The organism is Rossellomorea oryzaecorticis, from assembly GCF_045897515.1.
GTDB classification, from domain to species: Bacteria; Bacillota; Bacilli; order Bacillales; family Bacillaceae_B; genus Rossellomorea; species Rossellomorea enclensis.
Map to the genome: position 1 here is coordinate 1 of NZ_JBJOSA010000014.1, position 22,439 is coordinate 22,439.

The 22,439-nt window shown below is 45.3% G+C and carries 20 protein-coding genes and 1 riboswitch; of the genes, 14 read left to right on the forward strand and 6 right to left on the reverse strand.

Annotation, left to right across the window (positions count from 1 at the left end; genetic code table 11):
• The first annotated feature begins 135 nt into the window (after positions 1-135).
• Both ACKA06_RS15240 and ACKA06_RS15245 read left to right on the forward strand, forming a co-directional pair.
• Positions 136-681 carry a CBO0543 family protein gene (locus ACKA06_RS15240; RefSeq protein ID WP_058298011.1) on the forward strand — a complete coding sequence of 182 codons (546 nt, stop codon included), beginning with the start codon at positions 136-138 and terminating at the stop codon, positions 679-681.
• 53 nt (positions 682-734) lie between these two features.
• Complete coding sequence (locus ACKA06_RS15245; protein ID WP_064564588.1) at positions 735-1,298, forward strand: biotin transporter BioY; 564 nt, start codon at positions 735-737, stop codon at positions 1,296-1,298.
• A gap of 49 nt (positions 1,299-1,347) precedes the next feature.
• On the opposite strand, the gene ACKA06_RS15250 is transcribed toward ACKA06_RS15245, so the two are convergent.
• Entirely contained in the window at positions 1,348-2,136 is a 789-nt protein-coding gene (locus ACKA06_RS15250; RefSeq protein WP_411160050.1) for a GNAT family N-acetyltransferase, read from the reverse strand.
• Between the two features lie 186 nt (positions 2,137-2,322).
• Here ACKA06_RS15250 and ACKA06_RS15255 point away from each other — a divergent pair, with 186 nt between their 5' ends.
• The gene (locus ACKA06_RS15255; RefSeq protein WP_141687673.1) at positions 2,323-2,472 is read left to right on the forward strand and encodes a lmo0937 family membrane protein; all 150 of its coding nucleotides are present in this window, start codon (positions 2,323-2,325) and stop codon (positions 2,470-2,472) included.
• Between the two features lie 313 nt (positions 2,473-2,785).
• Here the strand turns inward: ACKA06_RS15255 and pckA are convergent, their stop codons facing one another.
• Positions 2,786-4,375, reverse strand: a complete 1,590-nt coding sequence (pckA, locus tag ACKA06_RS15260; RefSeq protein WP_032087270.1) for a phosphoenolpyruvate carboxykinase (ATP) — start codon at positions 4,373-4,375, stop codon at positions 2,786-2,788.
• Positions 4,376-4,705: 330 nt separating this feature from the next.
• A riboswitch (SAM riboswitch) is annotated at positions 4,706-4,846 on the forward strand.
• 225 nt (positions 4,847-5,071) lie between these two features.
• Between pckA and metK the strand changes: the two genes are divergently transcribed.
• Complete coding sequence (gene metK, locus ACKA06_RS15265) at positions 5,072-6,271, forward strand: methionine adenosyltransferase (protein WP_058298007.1); 1,200 nt, start codon at positions 5,072-5,074, stop codon at positions 6,269-6,271.
• 389 nt (positions 6,272-6,660) lie between these two features.
• Here metK and ACKA06_RS15270 read toward each other — a convergent pair whose 3' ends face one another.
• Positions 6,661-7,176: a gamma carbonic anhydrase gene (locus tag ACKA06_RS15270; protein ID WP_411160051.1), complete on the reverse strand. Its 516-nt coding sequence runs from the start codon at positions 7,174-7,176 to the stop codon at positions 6,661-6,663.
• A gap of 84 nt (positions 7,177-7,260) precedes the next feature.
• Here ACKA06_RS15270 and ACKA06_RS15275 point away from each other — a divergent pair, with 84 nt between their 5' ends.
• The 4 genes from ACKA06_RS15275 to ACKA06_RS15290 all read left to right on the forward strand — a co-directional run bounded on the left by ACKA06_RS15275 (position 7,261) and on the right by ACKA06_RS15290 (position 12,900).
• A complete protein-coding gene (locus ACKA06_RS15275) occupies positions 7,261-8,064 on the forward strand; it encodes an alpha/beta hydrolase (RefSeq protein WP_032087273.1) in 804 nt (267 codons plus the stop codon).
• A 13-nt stretch (positions 8,065-8,077) separates the two neighbouring features.
• Complete coding sequence (locus tag ACKA06_RS15280; protein ID WP_411160052.1) at positions 8,078-9,142, forward strand: tetraprenyl-beta-curcumene synthase family protein; 1,065 nt, start codon at positions 8,078-8,080, stop codon at positions 9,140-9,142.
• A 240-nt stretch (positions 9,143-9,382) separates the two neighbouring features.
• Positions 9,383-11,782 carry an immune inhibitor A domain-containing protein gene (locus ACKA06_RS15285; protein ID WP_411160053.1) on the forward strand — a complete coding sequence of 800 codons (2,400 nt, stop codon included), beginning with the start codon at positions 9,383-9,385 and terminating at the stop codon, positions 11,780-11,782.
• Between the two features lie 116 nt (positions 11,783-11,898).
• Entirely contained in the window at positions 11,899-12,900 is a 1,002-nt protein-coding gene (locus tag ACKA06_RS15290; protein WP_411160054.1) for an LLM class flavin-dependent oxidoreductase, read from the forward strand.
• A 453-nt stretch (positions 12,901-13,353) separates the two neighbouring features.
• Here ACKA06_RS15290 and ACKA06_RS15295 read toward each other — a convergent pair whose 3' ends face one another.
• Together ACKA06_RS15295 and ACKA06_RS15300 are read right to left on the reverse strand one after the other, a co-directional pair.
• On the reverse strand, positions 13,354-13,926 hold the full coding sequence (locus ACKA06_RS15295) for a class I SAM-dependent methyltransferase (protein ID WP_032087276.1): 573 nt from the start codon (positions 13,924-13,926) through the stop codon (positions 13,354-13,356).
• Positions 13,923-14,876: a TIGR01212 family radical SAM protein gene (locus tag ACKA06_RS15300; RefSeq protein WP_411160055.1), complete on the reverse strand. Its 954-nt coding sequence runs from the start codon at positions 14,874-14,876 to the stop codon at positions 13,923-13,925. Before ACKA06_RS15300 ends, ACKA06_RS15295 begins: the two co-directional genes overlap by 4 nt.
• Positions 14,877-15,077: 201 nt before the next feature.
• Between ACKA06_RS15300 and ACKA06_RS15305 the strand changes: the two genes are divergently transcribed.
• The 3 genes from ACKA06_RS15305 to ACKA06_RS15315 all read left to right on the forward strand — a co-directional run bounded on the left by ACKA06_RS15305 (position 15,078) and on the right by ACKA06_RS15315 (position 17,027).
• On the forward strand, positions 15,078-15,371 hold the full coding sequence (locus tag ACKA06_RS15305) for a YtzC family protein (RefSeq protein WP_064564577.1): 294 nt from the start codon (positions 15,078-15,080) through the stop codon (positions 15,369-15,371).
• On the forward strand, positions 15,368-15,532 hold the full coding sequence (locus ACKA06_RS15310) for a glycogen biosynthesis protein GlgD (RefSeq protein ID WP_197669275.1): 165 nt from the start codon (positions 15,368-15,370) through the stop codon (positions 15,530-15,532). The genes ACKA06_RS15305 and ACKA06_RS15310 overlap by 4 nt, the downstream gene beginning before the upstream one ends.
• Before the next feature lie 307 nt (positions 15,533-15,839).
• Positions 15,840-17,027, forward strand: a complete 1,188-nt coding sequence (locus ACKA06_RS15315; protein ID WP_411160056.1) for an MDR family MFS transporter — start codon at positions 15,840-15,842, stop codon at positions 17,025-17,027.
• A 461-nt stretch (positions 17,028-17,488) separates the two neighbouring features.
• Here ACKA06_RS15315 and ACKA06_RS15320 read toward each other — a convergent pair whose 3' ends face one another.
• Complete coding sequence (locus tag ACKA06_RS15320) at positions 17,489-18,004, reverse strand: cupin domain-containing protein (RefSeq protein ID WP_058298002.1); 516 nt, start codon at positions 18,002-18,004, stop codon at positions 17,489-17,491.
• Positions 18,005-18,194: 190 nt separating this feature from the next.
• On the opposite strand from ACKA06_RS15320, the gene ACKA06_RS15325 reads away from it, so the two are divergent.
• The 3 genes from ACKA06_RS15325 (at position 18,195) to ACKA06_RS15335 (ending at position 21,946) form a co-directional block, all read left to right on the forward strand.
• Positions 18,195-19,559 carry a sigma-54 interaction domain-containing protein gene (locus tag ACKA06_RS15325; RefSeq protein ID WP_411160073.1) on the forward strand — a complete coding sequence of 455 codons (1,365 nt, stop codon included), beginning with the start codon at positions 18,195-18,197 and terminating at the stop codon, positions 19,557-19,559.
• A 272-nt stretch (positions 19,560-19,831) separates the two neighbouring features.
• Positions 19,832-21,154, forward strand: a complete 1,323-nt coding sequence (locus tag ACKA06_RS15330) for a GntP family permease (protein WP_032087283.1) — start codon at positions 19,832-19,834, stop codon at positions 21,152-21,154.
• Positions 21,155-21,169: 15 nt separating this feature from the next.
• Positions 21,170-21,946 (forward strand): 3-hydroxybutyrate dehydrogenase, encoded by a 777-nt coding sequence (locus ACKA06_RS15335; protein ID WP_214871956.1) that lies wholly within the window; start codon positions 21,170-21,172, stop codon positions 21,944-21,946.
• The last annotated feature ends 493 nt before the right edge of the window (positions 21,947-22,439 follow it).

Here is a 22,439-nt window from a genome sequence, read left to right on the forward strand (position 1 = left end):
CTCACTATAACTCTAAAAAGAAAAATAGTGGGTAAAGTCATCCGTCGATGACTTTACCCACTAATCTTAGTATGTTTATTTTAGGATAAATACTTGGATATATTCCCATACTAGTAAAAAAACTGAGGTACTGCGATGGTTGAGAAATATGATAAAGTTCATGACGAGCTGCAGAGGGCGGTAAATTTAAATATTGACTATTGGTTGAAATACAATTTCCTTTCACTGAAGTGGTGGATCATAATTGTTTTAATGATTCTTCTCTGGGTGCTGCTGTTGAAATTGGTGGATCGCCGGCAGCTTCCGAGGATATTGTTCCTGGGTCTGGTATGGATCATGGCAGCGGCGAACTTGGACGGGTTTGGGTATGAACTGGGTTATTGGGGCTATCCGACCGAGCTTTTGCCCATTTATCCGAAAGCCTATTTATTTGATTATGCGTTGATACCGGTCACTTATATGTTAATTTATTATTATTTTCCCAAAGGAAAAGCATTTTTTATTGCAAATTTAGTTTTGGCCGGTGGAGCTTCATTCATCAGCGAACCGTTTTTCAGGTGGCTCGATTATTATAAGGCGTATCAATGGGAACCATGGTGGTCGTTTGTTATATATTTTGTCCTTTCCTATATCATACGCTGGTTTGTAGAAAAAGTATTTAAGGTTCTTCCCGAGAATTGAAAATTGTGTTAACTTTATATTATTGAAGGTTAACGCAAAAGGGGAGAACAATCATGAATGGGGAAAAATTAAGAGTGATCATACAGTGCAGCATCTTTGCTGCGATAACGGGGATTTTTGCGCAGATAGAAATACCGCTCCCGCTCGTTCCAATCAGCGGGCAGACACTGGCGGTCGGACTGACGGCAACGATTCTGGGAAGCAGATACGGAGCTTTCGCCATGATTGGATATGCATTGCTTGGAGCGGTAGGGGTGCCGGTCTTTGCAGGATTCAGCGGGGGTGCCCAGGTGTTGGTGGGACCAACCGGGGGCTACATATTCGGGTTTATCGCGGCGGCATTCATTACAGGCTTGATCCTTGAGAAGACAAAGTTCAATCTTACAATGGCAATGGTGGCGAATACGGCGGGGATGGTCGTCACCCTTCTGATCGGGACCATTCAATTGAAATACGTGGCAGATTTAAGCTGGACACAGGCGATGGCGGCAGGAGTGTATCCGTTCATCGTGGTCGGATTGATCAAGGCATTCCTGGCCAGCTGGATAGGGATTACCGTTCGAAAGCGGCTGATTCAGGCAAGATTGATACACAATCGTGCAGATGCTGCGGCATGAATCAGCCGGGTCTCCTGAAAATGGAGATCCGGCTGTTTTTTTGGGAACATTAAAATTTATACATCATCCAGAACCCGATATCCTCAAATCCGATATTTTTATAAATCCTGCCCGCTTCGGGATTATCGTAAAAAAGGCAGAGCTCCTTGCCTTCTTGGAGAACATCACGGCATAATTTTGTCATGCACTCGGTCGCATATCCTTTTTTCTTATAATCTGGATGAGTGCAGACGGCCACGATCATCGCCGAGGAGCTGTTCTCCGCAGTAGTGGAAGCGGAAGATACAAAGATGCCGTCTCTTTCGATATAGTAGCTGCGCGCGACCCCTTTTTCCATCCCGTGTTTTCTTTTCTCGACAGTGAAACTTCCGCCGCTGAACTCCGGGATGCTGTTCAGGAGCTCAACCAATTTTGGCAATGCCTCAATGGAGGCTTTTTCAACATGATGAAGCTCTCCTTCTGATAATGACTCCGAATTATCCAGTTTGGCATAGTACATCTGTCTTTTGGATTGGAATTCCCTTGATAGAAAAGGTTCGACTTTCGACGTTACGGCCTTTAACCCGGACATGATGGAAAAGTCCTCGCAGCTGTTGATGATGGCTGCAAACCCTTCCGCATCGAATTCCCCCGGAGAGTATGGAATAAAATTCTCTCTATATTTAAGAAGGACCCCTCTCAGATTCCCGTATTCGTCAAAATCTCCCCAGATTTTCTGAAAGTCCTGTTCGTAACCGAAAGCTTCGATGTCACCGATGATAAACAAGTTCTCTGCAGGCTCTTTTTGAATTAACTGCTGGCATTGCCTGTCATCCTCCTGTGTCAATACTCTGATCATTTCCCCAAACCCCTTTATAAGTTTTAATTGATATATTACCAAAATTTATAATATTTAGTAAAGAGAATTTTTACTAAATTTCCTGTTTTGTTTTAAAAAATGAATTTTAGGGAAAGTTAGCATCAATACATGATTTATCATCAGTAAATGAGTGAGCACTAATTCATCATGAAGGAGGCGTTATAGATGTTGTGGACCATTATCGGGATCCTTGTTGTCCTTTGGCTGCTTGGACTGATATTCAAGATCGGCGGAGCCATCATCCATATTTTATTGGTCATTGCCGTAATCGTGTTCTTGTGGAATCTGATTACAGGCCGGAAGAAAGGTGTATAGCTTTGTTTTAAGGAAAGAGGAGGAATCCTCTTTTTTTATTTGGGGATGGGTTGGATTGGGGTGCTGGATGTGGTTATCGGCGCGGGCGGAATTTGTTGATTTACAGAGAATTGTCGGTAACCAGAAAAAACGATGATAAATCGGTTTTTTTGTTGATAATCAATCCGAGATTTTCGTTGATAAAAAACTAAATCGTTGATTACCGCCCATGCCTCCAGATGAGACAACCAAGAATTAAGATCATCCCCGCAAAACCCGCCCCAAAAATAAAAAAAGCCCAACACATTTGAAGTGCTGGACTCTTCTGCATGAATTATTTTACTGACGGACCGCCTTTTGCTTCGATTTCGGCTGGAACGTTAGTGAATTTCTTGAAGTTGTCGTTGAATTGGCTGGCAAGTTCGGTCGCTTTCGCTTTGTACGCTTTTTCATCCGACCATGTCTTAACCGGCTGCAGTACCTCATCCGGTACTCCAGGTACGTGTACAGGGATGTTCAGGCCGAAGATTTCGTCCTTTTCGGTTTCGACGTTCGTCAGTTCCCCTTCCAATGCTGCCTGCACCATCGCACGCGTGAATGAAAGCTTCATTCGGCTGCCGACGCCATATTCACCGCCGGTCCATCCAGTATTCACGAGATACACTTCTGCATTATGCTCATCGATTTTCTTTCCGAGCATTTCAGCATAACGAGTAGCTGCAAGCGGCAGGAATGGCGAACCGAAGCATGTTGAGAATGTTGCCTGCGGCGAAGTGATGCCGCGCTCGGTTCCAGCAAGCTTGGAAGTGTATCCGCTCAGGAAGTGGTACATTGCCTGTTCTTTTGTCAGTTTGCTGATCGGAGGCAGTACGCCGAATGCATCCGCAGTCAGGAATACGATTGTATTAGGGTGTCCGGCCACGCTTGGCTCCACGATATTTTCCATTGCCTGGAGCGGATAAGCGGCACGGGTATTTTCTGTTAAACTGTTATCCTCATAATCCGGAATGCGTGAATCGTCATCAAGCACGACATTCTCAAGGACTGATCCGAATCGGATGGCATCGAAGATTTGAGGCTCTTTTTCACGGGTCAGCCCGATGCATTTTGCATAGCAGCCGCCTTCGATATTGAATACGCCGTTCGGCGACCATCCGTGTTCGTCGTCTCCGATAAGACGGCGGTTGGGATCTGCCGATAAAGTCGTCTTCCCGGTTCCGGAAAGTCCGAAGAATAAGGCAACATCGCCTTCGCGGCCTACATTCGCCGAGCAGTGCATGGAAAGGATATCGGCTTCAGGGAGCATGTAGTTCATGACTGAGAAGATTGACTTTTTCATTTCTCCTGCATATTCAGTCCCGCCGATCAGGACGATGCGTTTTTCAAATGAAACAATGATGAATGTTTCCGAGTTGGTGCCGTCAACCGCGGGATCTGCTTTAAAGTTAGGGGCAGAAACGATCGTGAATTCGGAATTGTGAGAGATTAGCTCCTCCGCACTTGGACGGATGAAAAGCTGGTGCGCGAAAAGGTTATGCCACGCAAATTCATTGATCACCTGAATCGGCAGTCTATGTTTTGGATCTGCGCCTGCAAACCCGTTGAAGACGAATACTTCTTCTTTTTCTTTTAAGTATGCAAGGACTTTATGATATAATTTATCGAATGATTCAGCGGAGATTGGCTGATTGACAGATCCCCAATCAATCTTATCTTTCGTAGTAGGCTCCTCGACGATGAATTTATCTTTAGGAGAGCGCCCTGTATATGTTCCAGTTTCAGCTCTTACCGCACCCGAAGAAGTTAAAACGCCTTCATTTCTATGGAGAACTTTTTCCACTAATTGTGAAACAGACAGTTGATTTTTTATGTTTTGACCGTTAAGTAATTCTGTTAACTCATTAGACATGCTCACTGAATTCATTAGAACCCTTCCTTTATATAAATTTAAATACCTTGTATCTTTTCAAAAATAGTATAACACAATTAATTTATTAGTCTATACTATTTAGTCATTTTTTATATTGTGACTTAAACTTGTAACATTTTCCTTAAAATCCGCACCTTATTTCTCCTTATTAGAGCAGTTTATGCTTGTCCACCGGAAAATCATCATGCATTTACCCATGGTTGTTATGTTTCTTCTTATATATTTGAGTCGTTTATCCAGTCGGATTTACCGGGAATCTTTTCATACTAAAAAACATTTGACACTCTTGAGTATTTAACGTTATTATTGTACCTTGAACGGATACTCTTATCCTGAGCTGGTGGAGGGAGCAGACCCTATGAAACCCAGCAACCTGCTAAATAGATAGTGGGTCCTTCTTATTGAAGGATCCCATGAAGCGAAGGTGCTAAACTGAGGCAAGGTGGATACCTTGAACGATAAGAGAGAAAAGGCGCGGCTATGATCTGAAACCTTTCCTCTTTGTGCTTTTTAGAGGAAGGGTTTTTTCTGTTTTTATAGTCTGCATAATTAGTTAAATCTCAGGTTTTATATAAGGGCCTTCCTTATAAAAAAACCATGTTTACTTCATACTACTTAGGGAAATGAGTACCGTATCTGTTTATTTGTTTTGCCGGTAAAGCCGGCAATTACGCTTAAGGAGGAACCTTGATGTCAACTAAACGTCGTCTGTTTACATCTGAGTCCGTAACTGAAGGACACCCAGATAAGATTTGTGACCAAATCTCTGATTCAATTCTTGATGCCATTTTAACGAATGATCCGAATGCCCGCGTGGCTTGTGAAACATCTGTTACAACAGGCCTTGTGCTTGTTGCAGGTGAAATCACGACGAGTACGTATGTGGACATTCCGAAAATCGTCCGTGAAACGATTCGCGGGATCGGCTACACTCGTGCAAAATATGGTTTCGATGCCGAAACTTGTGCTGTATTGACATCAATCGACGAGCAGTCCGCAGATATCGCCCAGGGTGTAGACCAGGCGCTTGAAGCTCGTGAAGGGCAAATGTCCGATGAAGAAATCGAAGCGATCGGTGCAGGGGACCAGGGGCTGATGTTCGGATTTGCGTGCAACGAAACGAAGGAGCTTATGCCGCTTCCGATCTCGCTTGCTCACAAAATATCCCGTCAATTGACTGAAGTCCGTAAAGAAGAAGTTCTTCCTTACCTACGTCCGGACGGTAAAACCCAGGTAACTGTTGAGTATGATGAAAACGATAAGCCTGTGCGTATCGACACGATCGTCATCTCTACACAGCATCACCCTGAAGTTTCACTTGAACAGATCCAGCGCAACCTGAAGGAATATGTCATCGATCCGGTTGTACCGAAAGAACTGATCGACGAAAACACTAAATACTTCATCAACCCGACTGGCCGCTTCGTCATCGGCGGACCTCAAGGGGATGCAGGTCTTACAGGCCGCAAGATCATCGTTGACACGTACGGCGGTTATGCACGCCACGGCGGCGGTGCCTTCTCCGGTAAGGATGCAACGAAGGTTGACCGATCTGCAGCTTATGCAGCACGCTATGTTGCGAAAAACATCGTGGCAGCAGGACTTGCTGAGAAATGTGAAGTCCAACTGGCGTATGCAATCGGTGTAGCTCAGCCTGTTTCGATCTCAGTCGATACATTCGGAACGGGTAAAGTTTCGGAGGATGTATTGGTTGATGTGGTTCGCAATAACTTTGACCTTCGCCCGGCAGGAATCATCAAGATGCTCGACCTTCGCCGTCCGATCTACAAGCAGACAGCTGCTTACGGACACTTCGGCCGCAACGATCTTGATCTTCCTTGGGAGCGTACGGACAAAGCTGAAGCATTGAAAGCAGAAGCTCTTAACTAATAGCAGGTATAAAAAAACCAGCACCTTTACGGGTGTTGGTTTTTTTGATGGAATTCCTTCGGGTAGGGGATGAAAGGAATATGTGGGTGAAGAGTGCGGGTTGAAAAGCAGAGCGAATGCAGGATTTGTCGTATTTTGCAGATTGGTCGATATATCGGGATTTTGGTCGATAAAAAGATATTCTGGCCGATATACTGTGCATTTGCACGATAAAATAAAAAAACGGGAGATATAATTTCATCCCGGGTGATAAAATAATAAGCACCAGCATTCTCTATTCTGCTGCAGGTTTCTAATTGCCGATCCGGCCAAAATTAAGACCGGATCAGTATATCCCGTTTTTTAACAGTAGTAATCCAGCTGGGATTGGGGTATCACAAGTATAAGAATCAAAATGGTTTGATGCTTTTATAATACTGTCCTTTTTCTGCATATTCCCTCGAGATCCGTTTCATTTCACTGATATCATGCTCATTTAGTTCCCTCACCACTTTAGCGGGACGGCCGAAGGCAAGTGTATTGGGAGGGATGACTTTCCCTTGGGGGACAAGACTTCCGGCACCGATAAAAGCACCTTCCCCGATTTCGGCATTATCGAGGATGATCGATCCCATGCCGATGAGGGCTTTTTTCCTTATTTTACAGCTGTGCAGGATGACACCATGGCCGACTGTCACTTCGTCTTCCAGGATAAGGGGGTTTTCAGGGCTTTGGTGAAGGATGGAATTATCCTGCACGTTCACCTTGCTGCCAATCCTGGTTGGGGCTACGTCCCCCCTGATGACAGTATTGAACCAGATGCTGGATGCTTCCCCGATCTCAACATCTCCCGTAATCGTTACATAATCAGCGATATAGGCAGATTCTGCAATCACTGGTTTTTTATCATGATAAGGATAAAGCATTTTTTACTACCCCTTTCAATTTTTTTTACTATAATAATGGTAGCAGATGATGACCATTAGAGAAACATTTAAGGAGGATTTGCCATGTGGAAATGGGAAACAGATCAAGAGGCAAAAGCAGTCATCGTCATCATTCATGGAGCAATGGAACATCATGGCCGGTACGGCTGGCTCATTGAAATGTGGCGGGCATCGGGCTTTCATGTCATAATGGGTGATTTGCCCGGCCAGGGAATGACGTCAAGGAGACAAAGAGGTCATATCGACTCGTTTGACGAATATATTATCGAAGTGAAAGACTGGGTTCAGGCTGCGTATCAATTTGACCTGCCCGTATTCATCCTTGGTCATAGTATGGGCGGACTGATTGCTGTAAGAATGCTTCAGGAATCCCACGTGAACGTGGCGGGAGTCATTTTGTCATCCCCATGCCTCGGGCTGGTTGACGGACCGTCGAAACCTGTGGAACTTCTTTCTTATGGTCTGAACAAGATTGCGCCGATGGTGAAATTCCCATCGGGATTGACGATCGATATGGCAACCAGGAACGCAGATGTAAGGGAAATCGACAGCAATGACACTCTTTATATTACAAAAGTTTCGGTCCGCTGGTACAGGGAGCTTGCACAAGCGATCAAGCTTGCTAAACTGAATATGAATAAAATGCCTGATGTCCCTTTGCTTGTGCTGCAGGCAGGGGATGATAAAATCGTGGATAAGAGTGCGGTCAAGAAATGGTTCAATGAACTGTCTCTTTCTGAAATGCATTATAAGGAATGGCCGAAGTGCTATCATGAAATTTATAACGAGCCTGAAAGGGAGGAGATCTTCGAATACTCGAAGATCTTCATCGAAAGCCGGCTGAAGGCGCTGGGATATTTAATCTAAACGAGGTGGTAACTTGTCAGTACCTGCAAGTCCTTTTTCATTAATGACTAAAGTATATCGGGATATTTTCCCGCTTGTTCATCAAGAGCTGGATCACTGGAAAGAACGTGCCGCTGAAATTCCAAATGATGAATTAAGAAAACAGGCATTAGCGAGTATTGAGCATAAGACCTTTCATTGTGAAGGAGGTTCGATCCTTTCCATCCTCTCGCTTAAAAAGAAGAAAGAAACGATACGCTTCACGGTTGCTTACCAGACGATCAGTGATTACCTTGATAATCTTTGTGACAGGAGTACGTCCCTCGATCCAGAGGACTTCAAACTCCTGCATCAGTCCATGAAGGATTCATTGACCGTCGGGGCGGAGCCTGTTAACTATTATGCACTGAGGGAAGACCAGGATGACGGCGGTTATTTGCGCGATCTAGTGCTTGCCTGCCAGGAATCGCTGTCGGGTATCCCTCACTATGAAAGTATCAAGAATGAGCTTCTGGAACTGTGCGATTACTATTGTGATCTGCAGATACATAAACATGTTACTCCGGAAGAAAGGGAAGGGCGGCTTCAGGCATGGTTTGAACGGCACCGCTCCGGACTCCCGGAGATGGATTGGTATGAATTTTCGGCATGTTCCGGTTCCACACTCGGCATCTTCTGCCTTGTGGCCTATGCCAGCAGGCCGGATTTTCAGCCTTCCTATACAGAAAAAATCAAGGCTGGTTATTTTCCTTACATACAGGGCCTTCATATCCTGCTGGATTATTTCATCGATCAGGAAGAGGATCATGAGGGAGGAGACTTGAATTTCTGTTTTTACTATGAAAATGAAGATCACCTGAAGGATAGACTCATTCATTTCCTGCGGAAAGCGGATGAACATACGAATGAACTTCCTCACTCGGGCTTTCACCGATTGATCAATAAAGGGCTGATCGGAGTGTACCTTTCTGATGAAAAAGCCAGAAGGCAGAAAAGGGTCCAGGCTTTTTCGAAAGAATTCATCGGAGAAGCCGGCTGGGTGACAAAATTTTTCTTCTGGAATGGAAAAATGTACCGGAAATTGAAGAAAGTTAAGTAAAAAAACATAGTTATTTCGTACCACGAAATAAAATAGTCCCATAAAAAAAGCTGGTCCTATATCTATAGGACCAGCTTTTTGTCATTTTATGTCTTTTCTTATTAGTTAAATTTTCCCTTGTAAATATTTCTTGTAGGAGAAAATAATCAACTTATGTCAGAATATATGGATTTTTCTGAAAAATCTAGTATATTGTAATTAGTTGTAAAAACATAGTACATACGAAGGGGGAATGACGTGTTGAAAACACGTAAAGTTTTATCTATGGCTCTCACTGCTGCCTTGGGTATCGGGGCTTTTGCCGTACCGGCATCAGCGGGGACTGTAGTACCAGAGAATGTGTTGGCGAAGCCGACGGTGAAGGTGGATCATAGTAAAGGTGGAGCATTTGATGCAGGCATCGCCAATGACGAGCGCCTGATCGAGATGCTGAAGAAAGAAGGAAAGATTGCGAAAGACGCGACTCCTGCACAAGCCCAAAAAGTGCTGAAGTCCTATCTCGCTTCAAAAGCGGACAGTGCCGGCAAATCAAAGGACAAGCTTCCAAAGGGTCTTAAAGGGAAAGTGAAGCAAGACGGTAATAAATCGACTGACAGCCTGACAAAAGGTAAAGGAAACAAATTAGGACAGGCTAAAAAGAACCAGCCGGACGGCGTCGAGAAGGAAAACTATGACGGTGACGTGCGGGAAGACAAAGTATTGGTCCTTGCAATTGACTTCCCGGATTATGAAAAAAGTTCAATCAAAGAAGACGAAACAGACATGTTCTATGAAGATTATACGCATGAACACTTCCAAAACATGATCTTCGGTGAAGATGGATATGAAGGTCCAAATGGAGAAAACCTGGTTTCCATGAAGCAATACTATGAAGAACAATCGGGCGGAAGCTATACGGTTGATGGAACAGTTGCAGGCTGGTACACAGCTGATCACCCGGCAGAGTATTACGGCGGCAACTATCCTGATGATGACGGCAGTGACGCCAGACCGCGTGAGCTTGTTTACGAGGCACTTGCTAAAGCAGGAGCTGACGATAATGTAGATTTATCAGAGTACGATGTGTGGGATCGTGATGATTATGATGGAGACGGTGTGTACAATGAGCCGGATGGAATCATCGATCACCTCATGGTCATCCATGCGGGTGTCGGTGAGGAAGCTGGCGGAGGATCGCTTGGTCCTGATGCAATCTGGTCTCACAGATGGAACCTCGGTAAATTAGTTGCAGTACCTGGCGGGGAATCAAACAGTGATCGTTTTGGTGGCCTGCTTGGAGCCTATGACTACACTATCGAGCCTGAAGACGGCGCTGCCGGCGTATTCGCCCATGAATATGGACATGACCTAGGTCTGCCTGATGAGTATGACACGCAATACACGGGAGCAGGGGAAGCTGTTGCTTACTGGTCACTGATGGCAAGCGGAAGCTGGGCCGGTGACATCCCTGGTACAGAGCCTCCTGGAATGAGTGCTTATGCGAAAGAAATGCTGCAGGCAAATCACGGCGGCAAATGGTTAAGCGGAGATACGCTTAATGCTGACGACATTTCGAAAAGCGGTACAGAAGTTCTTTTAGATGAAGGTGTCACAAAGGGTACGAATAATGATGCTGTAAGAGTCAACCTTCCTGATAAAGTGAAGGAAATCAACAAGCCTGCTGAAGGTGAAGCAGAATTCTTCGGTGGTACTGGTGATGAAATCGATCATAAGATGGTGACTTCTGTCGATCTTTCCAACAAAGAAAATGCAACACTTGATTATGATGTTTGGTATGAAATCGAAGATGGATGGGATTTCGGTATGGTTCAGGTTTCAACAGACGATGGTGAAACTTGGAACTCTTTATCGACTCCAAATACCACGGATGACATCGTAGCAGATGGATATCCTGCAATCAAAGACAACGTCCCTGGTTACACTGGCTCAAGTGCCGGCTGGCTCCATGAGTCAATCGACTTAAGTGATTATGCCGGTCAAGAAATTAAACTGCAGTTCCGCTACATGACAGACTGGGGTTCAAACCTGACAGGAATGTTCGTTGATAATGTAAAAGTGACTGCCGATGGAGGCGAAGTTCTTTCTGACGGCGCAGAAGGTGACAGCAGCAGCTTCACATTTGATGGTTTTGAAGTATCCGATGGAAAAACGACATCACCTCATTACTACCTGCTCGAATGGAGATCACACAATGGTGTGGATGAAGGGTTATCTCATATCCGACGCGGTGACAGCTTAATGTCGTATGATCCGGGATTGCTTGTATGGTATGTGGATGAAAGCTACGATAATAACTGGACTGGTGTCCATCCTGGTGATGGTTACCTTGGTGTGGTGGATGCTGATCAAAAAGCGAATTACTGGAGCGATGGTTCTGTAGGATCTACACGCTACCAATTACATGATGCAGCATTCAGCTTGAATAAGACAGAAAAAATGTTCTTGGATTACACTGATTTGCTTGGTGTAACGATGAAAGATAACTTCACTAAGCGCACTCCGCTGTTTGACGACAGCGCAGACTACAGCAACAAAGGCCTAGTCGATGCTGGACGCAACGTCCCTGAATACGGATTGAAATTCCGTGTGACTGGGGAAAGCGCGGACGGTACTGTAGGTAAAGTCTTGATCTACAAATAAGAAACAAAGCTCAAAAGGGTGACGGCTTCAAGCCGTCACCCTTTAAGCATGTTATTGGACATTTTTTCTCTTGAAATTGATAATAATACTCACATCAGATAAAGGAGATGTCCAAATTGACGATCAAATTAAGTGTCTTGGATCAGTCACCCATTTCAGAAGGAATGAGCGCCCGCGAGGCGTTGAACAATACAGTGGAACTTGCACAATTCGTGGAGAAGCTGGGATTCACCCGCTTCTGGGTATCGGAGCACCATGATTCACAGAGCCTGGCCGGGTCATCACCTGAGGTGTTGATTGCCCACCTGGCGCAGAATACTTCGAAGATCCGTGTCGGATCCGGCGGTGTGATGCTGCCGCACTACAGTTCTTATAAAGTAGCGGAAAACTTCAGGCTCCTCGAAGGCTTGAACCCCGACCGCATAGATCTCGGACTTGGAAGGGCACCTGGCGGCATGCCGATGGCTTCGATGGCACTCAGTGACGGTAAACACCGTGACGTGCACCGTTATCCGGAACAGATTGATGAGCTGCTGGGCTACCTGACGGATTCACTGCCTCCTGCCCACCCTTATCAAGGATTGACGGCTGCACCGATGATACCGACGATGCCGGAGGTTTGGATGCTTGGATCAAGTCCATCCAGTGCCATGCTTGCTGCGCAAAAAGGGCTACCTTATACATTTGCCCAATTCATCAATGGGGAAGGCGGTCCTCAGTATACTGAGGCTTACCGCAACAATTTTGTACCATCGGAATACCTTGATAAACCAAAGAATACAGTAGCAGTATTCACGATTTGTGCTGAGACCGATGAAGAGGCGGAGAGAGTCGCTTCGAGCATCGACCTGTCACTGATCATGATCGAACAGGGAATGCGTTCAAACGGGACACCCAGTCCTGAGAAAGCAGCTGCATACCAGTACAGTCCGTTCGAAGCTGCACGGGTTCGCGAAAACCGCAAGCGCATGATCGTCGGAAGCCCTGAGAAAGTGAAAAAGGAAATCCTTCAGCTAAGTGAAGCGTATCAGACGGATGAAATCATGCTTGTCAGCATCACCTATGACTTCAAGGACAAACTCAGATCCTTCGAGCTCATTGCCGATGCACTTCTATGACACCTGAAAAGGGCGGGGATGGGACAAAAGTGCTTTAGACTAAGAAAAACCCGAACTAATTCGCATGAGATGAGGCAAATTAGTTCGGGTTTTAAATTTGTTCATTTTACTTTTATGGTTTAACTCATTCAGCGATTGATTGGAGTGCAAGACGTAGACTCCTGCGGGAAGAGTAGCTTATAAGAAAAGCGGAAGGGCTTTGCTCAGAGGCGTGTGGCATAAGACGAATCGGCCACGAAGGCGTTCTTTGCCTTCTTGGTTGGTTTGGCTTATGACATGTGCCTCTAAGCCCTGCAGCTGGACAAGTGAGACCCCGCAGGCTTGCCGAGGCTCACGGTCTACCCGCGGAAAGCGAAGTCTTGCACGGAAATCATTAGCGTTGTTTAGAGTGCACTCTAAAATGTTCGTCTTTAGACATTGGATTTAATTTTTGTCCCAACCCCGTCCCTGTTTTTATCTTTTCTCCAAAGCTAGGATGAATGGAGGATTATTGAGTTGGTTGACGAACTGATAGCGTAAAACGTGTACGTAATTCTGATCCAGTTTTTCTACGTAACGGAGCAGGTAGTCCCGTTCTACGGCTCCTTCGTGGTGACCGTGATATATAACGAGAATAAGGATTCCTTCAGGCGCAAGCATTTCAAGGATTTGGTTCATTGCCGAAATGGTGGTCCTTGGCCGGGTGACAATTGTTTTGTCTCCTCCTGGTAGGTATCCAAGATTAAAGACGGCTCCTGTCACTTTTCCGTGATGAAGGGGTGGAATGACATTCATGACCGTCTCATGACCCTGATGAAAAAGGGTGACACGATCAGAGAGTTCATGGGTGGCGAGCTGATCTTTCGTGTTCTGAATGGCATCCTCTTGAATGTCGAAGCCGTAAACCCTTCCGTTCTCGCCTACAAGCTGAGCGAGAAACAATGTATCATGGCCGTTGCCAAGTGTTGCGTCTATTGTGATATCACCCGGTTTCACTGCATTCTCGAGCAGTTTTCGGGCAAAAGGTAAGATTCGTTCCAATTTCATGCTTTCACATCCACATTATAATATTTTCCCTGCCAGCTGTTTCGATCTTTCAATTCCCGGTCGATTGCATTGAGCACATTCCATTTATTCACGCTCCACATCGGACCCACCATGATTTCAATCGGTCCGTCACCTGTGATCCGGTGGATAATCATTTCAGGGGGCAGGATTTCAAGCTGGTCGCATACAAGCTTCACGTATTGATCAAAGTCCATGAATTCGAGCAGCCCTTTTTCATACTGCTTGACCATGGGTGTTCCCTTCAGTAAATGAAGAAGATGGATCTTGATCCCCTGAACATCGGGTTTTGCCACTTCACGGGCCGTTTCCATCATCATTTCCGTATTTTCCTGAGGCAGGCCGTTAATGATATGGGAACAGACGCGGATCCCGTGTTTCCTGAGCTTTTTCACGCCTTCAACATAGCATTGATAATCGTGGGCGCGATTGATCAAGTCTGCCGTCTTTTCATGTACGGTCTGAAGTCCGAGTTCAACCCAGAGATACGTCCGTTCATTGAGTTCGGCAAGATACTCGACCACATCATCGGGAAGACAGTCGGGACGGGTGGCGATCGAGAGACCGACCACATCCTTTTGTTTCAGTACAGACTCATACTTCTCCCTGAGGATCTCGACAGGTGCGTGCGTATTGGTGAATGCCTGGAAATAGGCCATGTATTTTCCGTCTTTCCATTTTGTATGCATTTTCTCTTTGATATCATTGAATTGTTTTTCAAGGGAGTCGACACGGTCCCCTGCAAAATCACCGGAGCCTGCTGCACTGCAAAAGGTGCATCCGCCGTGAGCGACTGTTCCGTCACGGTTCGGGCAGTCAAAACCGCCATCGAGTGCGACTTTAAAGACTTTATGGCCAAAATGATTACGCAGATGGTAATTCCACGTATGATACCGCTTGTTATCGGCCGCGTATGGAAACGGGTTTGTCATGATGACAAACACCTCCTAATTTCTTCTGTTATGTATGTGACCCTTATCAAAAAGATTTTAACATGAATGTGCCCGCGAAGATATCCGATGTCATGAAATAGGTGAAGATTACCACTTCTGAATGCGGTCTTGAGGTTAAAACTAATGAAGAAGGAGAGCATGCACTCTTCTTTAAACATTAAAATGCAGGAGGTAGTCGACATGGCAACGAGAAAATCCATTGAAGACTGTATTCAGAAATGTGAAGATGCCATTCGTTACGCTCAAGAACAGTATAAATCCGGCCTGGAGCAGGAGCACTATCACGATCAGGAATACACGAAAGCGATGCAGCAGATCGAAGAATCGGTCAATGATGTTTCTGACCTGGCACACAGTGCGAATTCCCAGCAGCGTGAACAGCTGCACAGGATGAGGCTTCAGCTGCAGAACCTTCAAAATGAGATGATTTTATTAGAACATGATCCGACTGTGGTGGGAGGAAAACTACATTGAAAAAACGTTCTAAGCAAAATAATCCGGAGCAAAAGACAAGAAGCGATTTCCGCAGCCTGGATACTGAATTCGGTGCAGAAAAGAACCCTGTGAAAACGGCAAAAAAACGTTATGAAAAGCAGGGGCAGCCGGTCAAATCCAAACAGAATAACGGGAAATGATTTAAAAACCAGGTGCTGAAGCGGCGCCTGGTTTTTTTATGAGAAGAAGCGGTCCGTAGCTTGGGGAGCCTGGCTCAGATCCGCTGAATTGAGCCAGGGTCAATTCCGGTCGTACGAGCCTGGCTCAATCCACCTCATCTGAGCCTGGCTCAAGTTGTATCATCCTCTCCTTTACACCGTCATGACAACAATTGAAGCGCAGAAAAAAACACCGGAAAAAATATAAAAAATATTTCTTGCTCCGTCAGATTAAAAGGAGTAAAATTCTTTTGGGACTCGAAATAAATGGTAGAAAGGGAAGAAGAAAATGCCTAGATCACTATGGTTGCTTGTCATTGGGATGATGGTGAATGTCACAGGTTCTTCCTTCTTATGGCCGCTCAATACAATCTATCTGCATGACCATCTTGGGAAATCTTTATCTGTAGCAGGTCTTGTGCTGATGGTCAATGCAGGAGCAAGTGTCATCGGAAATTTGATAGGCGGAAGCCTTTTTGATAAATTGGGGGGCTATCGCTCCATACTGCTTGGGATCAGTATTACGCTGGCAGCCCTTGCAGGAATGAATATTTGGCAGGGGTGGCCATATTATGTTGTGTTTCTGACTGCAGTCGGTTTTGGTTCGGGGATAGTGTTTCCCTCCATGTATGCCATGGCCGGTTCGGTTTGGCCTGAAGGCGGGAGGAAGGCCTTCAATTCCGTGTATGTGGCCCAAAACATCGGAGTTGCAGTCGGTGCAGCTTTAGGCGGCCTTGTCGCATCTTTTTCATTCAGTTATATATTCCTTGCGAATTTACTTATGTATATCCTATTTTTCTTGATTGCCGTTTTCGGCTACCGTGACATCTCGGCCGGTTCAGGGAGGCAGACATCTGTTCTGAACGAGAAAAAGGTGATCAGGAACAAATCAAAGCTTACTGCTCTTCTGATCATCTGTGCAGCTTATTTGTTATGCTGGGTCGGTTATGTCCAGTGGCAGTCGACAATCGCCACATATACACAGGAAATCAATATAAGCCTGAAACAGTACAGCCTGCTTTGGACGATCAACGGTGCCTTGATCGTGCTCGCGCAGCCCATTTTGTCTAAAGCAATCAAACGGTTCGAAGATAATTTGAGGCTGCAGATCATGATCGGAATCATCATATTCATGGTTTCATTCGGGGTAGCGTCTGTTTCAGATACGTTTGAATGGTTTGCGATTTCAATGATCATATTGACCATCGGTGAGATGCTGATTTGGCCAGCCGTCCCTACAATTGCAAATACACTTGCACCTAAGGGCCGCGAAGGATTTTATCAGGGGATTGTGAATAGTACGGCAACCGGCGGGAGAATGATCGGACCGTTCCTTGGGGGCGTCCTGGTCGATTTGTTCAGTATGCAGGTTTTGTTCATGTCACTGATCGGTTTCTTGTTCGCTGCTCTGGTACTGGCGAGTCTATATGATCGTCCACTGAAAAAAGAAGCACCTGTATCATTGCCTGTACAATAAAAAGCCGCTTGGATAAAACCCTACTAATACTGACTAAAGACGAAGATCTCAGCTCTAAAAACCGCTAATGATTTCCGTGCAACCGCTGGATAGAAAAATTATCTAACTGAACATTTAAACAAAAACCCGAATGAATTTGTCAAAACGATAGCAAATTCATTCGGGTTTTGTTTTTCTATAAATAAACAAAAAGCATCTGAAAACAGAATCTTCTAGTATTTATGTAATGATTTAAGTCGGAGCCGGACACCTTGCCTCCGTAATATAAAAATAAAAGGGCTCCCATTTCCTATGGAAGCCCACTTGCAAAAAATTGAGGCGGATGATCCAAACTCCACATAGTTTGCTGCCGTTAGGCGTGATCACCGACTTACACAATTCAGCTCATCGCTTGTATAGAATAACACGGAATGAAGACAAACACAACTTACTTTTGAGTAGAAAAAGATGGTTTTTTTGAATTAAGCCCTGGTTCTGCTCTGAAGCCAGTATTTATTGACAGGACCGCCGTTCCCATATACGGGGTCGAATTCAGGGAGGGGAACATTTTTAATATCGATGAGTACCTGCGGCCGGTCTTTTAATGAGCCTTCATACATATTGAAATCCGCACCGTCAGGATAGGCACCGGCTACTTTGAAATCCGTACTTGAGGATAGTTTCTTGTGTCCGGTCCCTGCAGGGAGGATGATTACATCCCCTTTGGATATCGTCAGTTCCACTCCTTTCTCACCGCCGAGTTTTACAGATGCATCACCTGAAACTACTCCAAGGACTTCATGTGTATTGCTGTGATAATGATGGTAATCATGGATGCCGTTTATCCAGCTGTTCATCCATTGATTAAGATGAAAGATTTCTTCCATCTCCGCTGTATCTTTCACGGCATTACGGTAGATGAGAACAGGCAGATCCGGGTTGTTGGGGATATTTCCATCATCTTCAAGATAATAGATTTTTAAACGGTCAATTTCCATTCCATCAGCTCCTTGTATTTATTAACAAAGATTCCCCGTAATCCCGCATCATAAACCCATTCCTAAGCTTTTGTATTTTTTGGAAACCCCCTTTATGTTGAATGGATATGCTACTATAATAGGAAGGATTATTTTGAATAGAGAGACAATTTATTTAATGAATCAAACAGCAAGAGAGAAGGGGAATGGGATGAGCAGTCTGCTGAAGAAAGTTTCTGCCGAGATGATTGAAATCATGCTGGAGAATGCCTTTGAATGGCTGGTTGTAGTCGATAGAGACGGAAAAATCATTTACATCAACGAGAATTATTGCAAATTTCTTGAGGTGGACAGGGAGAAAGCGATAGGCGTCCACGTAACAAATGTGATAGAAAACACAAGAATGCATAAAGTCGTGGAGAGCGGGAAAGAGGAAGTGGCCGATCTTCAATACATAAAAGGCAATTACATGATCGCAAACCGGATCCCGATTGTTGTGGACGGGGAAGTGATTGGCGCGTTCGGCAGCGTCATTTTCCGTGATACGAGCGAATGGATGCAGATGAGCACACATGTGAAAAATATGATGTCTAAAATACAAAGCTACATACAGGATATCAACTCAGGCGTTAAGTACAGCCTAAATGATATCATCGGAGATTCTGAAGTGATAAAAGAACTGAAGGATAAAGTTCAAATGATTGCGCCAAGTGATATTTCAATCCTTGTCAGGGGGGAAAGCGGGACCGGAAAGGAATTATTCGCACACAGCATCCATCAGTTGAGTGAGAGGAGCGGTCAGCCTTTCATCAAGGTGAATTGTGCTGCAATTCCAGAACAGCTCCTCGAGTCGGAATTATTCGGGTATGAAGAAGGCGCCTTCACTGGTGCCAAAAAAGGCGGGAAAAAAGGGAAATTCCAGCTTGCCAACAAAGGGACACTGTTCCTGGATGAAATCGGGGACATGCCATTGAACATGCAGGCAAAGCTTCTAAGGGTCCTTCAGGAAGGGGAAGTGGAGGCAGTCGGGTCATCCCGTATCCGCCAGGTAGATGTAAGGATCATCGCAGCCACCAACAGGCCGCTTGAGAAAATGATGGAAGAAAAAAGATTCAGGAGCGACCTCTACTACAGGATCAATATCGTGCCATTTGTCATCCCGCCCCTCAGGGAGAGAAAAGACGACATCGCTGTGCTGTCCGAATTCTTCTTGAAAAAGTCGATGAAATCATCAGGCAAGAGGATTCAGGGCTTCCATAAAGACGTACTGGATGTCTTTACTTCTTACAGCTGGCCGGGTAATTTAAGGGAATTGGAGAACGTGATCAATGCTTCCACCTATTTATCAAATGATCACCAGATTTCCCTCACTTCCCTCCCTGAATATATGAAAGCAGGGACCGTCTTTAATGTAGAATCGAAAACGTTAAAGGAAATTCTCGATGATACTGAAAAAAGTGTTCTTCAGCAAAGTATGGAGAAGTTTCAGCATGATAAACGAAAACTGGCCGCAGCACTTGGGATAAGTAAATCAACGTTATATGAGAAATTAAACAAATATCAGCTGCTTGATTAGTCCGGAAATTCGGAAAGGGGTCCGAATTTCCGGACTATCTATTTTTCTACGCAAGATTGTGTACATCCTGTGAATTTTAAAAAAACAGTCCGAAATACCGGACTTTTCATTCTGAGAACGTAGATTTTCATTAACCTGAAAGTTGGCACAATTATTGCATGTTAATAGATGTACGGTTTTGAAAGGGGCGTCCACGAGCAATCAAAAAATGTAAACGATTGCAAAAAGGTGTCTCGAAAGAAACTTTTATATGAAAAAGGGGGAAATACAAGATGTTGAGTATGATTGGACTCATAGGAGGACTCATTTTATTAATCTTTTTAACGATGCGGGGTATGAACATCCTGATTGTTGGGCCTATCTCTGCATTATTCGTAGCTGTTTTAAGCGGTATGCCTTTGTTTCCGCAGCTGGCTGCAGAAGGGGAAGCGGATCTGGTCACGAATTATATGTCCGGATTTACAAGCTTCGTTGCCGCATGGTATTTAATGTTCTTGCTCGGTGCCATCTTCGGTAAAGTGATGGAAGACAGCGGAGCGGCAGACAGTGTGTCGAGGTTCGTTGTCGAAAAACTTGGTATGAAATATGCCGTGTTGGCGATCGTGGCGGCGTGTGCGATCTTGACATACGGAGGGGTTAGTTTATTCGTCGTGGCATTCTCTGTGTATCCGATGGCTTTAAGTCTGTTCAAGCAGGCAGACCTGCCGCGCAGGTTCATTCCCGCGGCACTTGCCCTCGGGTCAGTCACATTCACGATGACCTCGGCCGGTTCACCTGAAATCCAAAACTGGATCCCGATTGAATATCTGAATACGACACCATACGCCGGCTGGGAAGTCAGCTTGATCGTGGCAGTCTTCATGGCAGTCTTCGGTTATTGGTGGTTAAAGCGCATGATCAAGAAAGCGATCAATAAAGGGGAGAGATTCCAATCCCGCGAAGAAGATCCAGTCATCGATGAGGGGCGTCCTCTGCCGAATCCGTTGATGGGATTGATCCCGCTTCTGATTGTACTGATCCTTGCATTCATCTTCCACGATTCGATGAAACAGTCTGCTTTGATCATTGCCCTGCTTGGAGGGGTTATCTCCACGTATCTATTGAACAGAAAGTACTTCAAAGGCTTTTGGCCGGCAGTATCTGAAGGGACGATCGGAGCCTTGATCGCAATCGGGAATACTGCAGCTGTCGTTGGATTCGGGGGCGTGGCAAAAGCAGTGCCGGCGTTCGAAACGGCTGTTGACGTCATGACCAATATTCCGGGCTCGCCATTGATCGGCGGTGCCATTGCAGTCAGTGTGATCGCAGGTATGACAGGATCGGCATCCGGCGGTCAGGCAATCGCCCTTCCGCTGATTGCACCACACTATATGGATATGGGTGTGAACCCGGAAGCGCTGCACAGGGTTGTCGCGATTTCTTCTGGTGCCCTGGACTCCCTGCCGCATAACGGCTACGTCGTAACCACGATCCGCTCGATTTGTAATGAGTCGCACGGGGAAGCGTATGGAGCAGTCGGGGCAGTGACGGTCATTGTGCCATTGCTCGGTCTCGCGATTGCAATCATTTTATTCAGCTTAGGATTGGGTATTTAAGAAAGGAGTATCATCATGGTAGAAAACAAAGTCGTATTTGTAACCGGAGCAGCGCAGGGAATCGGATTTGAAATCGGGAAGGAATTCGCTGCAGCCGGTGCGAAAGTTGTACTAACAGACCTGAAGGTAGATGGAGTGCAGGAAGCTGCACTTTCTCTGAAAAAAGAAGGATATGAAGCGATGGGCATCCGCTGTGATGTTACTTCTGAGGAAGACTTGAAAGAAGCCATTGCGTCCACAGTGAATCATTACGGAAGGCTTGATGTGCTGATTAATAACGCGGGTCTTCAGCATGTGTCACCTATCGAAGATTTCCCGACAGAGAAGTTCGAGTTTTTGGTGAAAGTCATGCTGACGGCTCCATTTGTGGCAATCAAACATGCCTTGCCTATCATGAAAGAACAGGGTTTCGGCAGGATCATCAATATGGCTTCCATTAATGGACTAGTGGGATTTGCCGGCAAGGCAGCCTACAATTCTGCGAAACATGGAGTCATCGGTTTGACCAAGGTCGCAGCACTTGAAGCAGCAGCACATGGTGTCACTGTGAATGCTGTCTGCCCTGGCTATGTCGATACACCGCTCGTGCAGAACCAGCTGGCAGATCTCGCCAAGACGCGAAATGTACCTCTTGAAAAAGTAGTGGAAGAAGTCATTTATCCGCTGGTTCCGCAAAAAAGGCTTCTGGATGTAAAAGAGATTGCCGATTACACGATGTTCCTGTGCAGTGACGCCGCAAAAGGTGTGACGGGGCAGGCAGTAGTGCTTGATGGAGGATATACGGTTCAGTGATTTATGGAAGAAGAGCGTACTTTAGATAAGGTTGACCCGAACTAATATGCCTTTTTATAGACAAATTAGTTCGGGTTTTTGTTTGAATGTACAGTAGATGTTAGTACTTTCCAGCGGTAGATTGGAGTGCAAGACGCAGACTTCTGCGGGATGATTAGCTTATGTGAGACTTGTCTAGCTGCGGGGCTTAGAGGCACATGTCATAAGTCAAATCGACCAAGAAGGCAAAGAACGCCTTCGTGGCCGATTCGCCTTACGCCACCCGCCTCTGAGCAAAGCCCCTCCGCTTTTCTGATGGAAAGAGAAGTCTTGCACGGAAATCAAAAGCGGGATTTAGAACCGATTCTAAAAGGCCCCTTTTTTAACAGTTTTGTAGAAATGGTTATCTGTTTTTTATTAAAAATTGACATAATCACTTAAGAACGGCATCAAAATTACTAAATTCCTTCACATTGGGCTTGCGCTCCTGAATATTTTCTCCTAAAATAGTGAA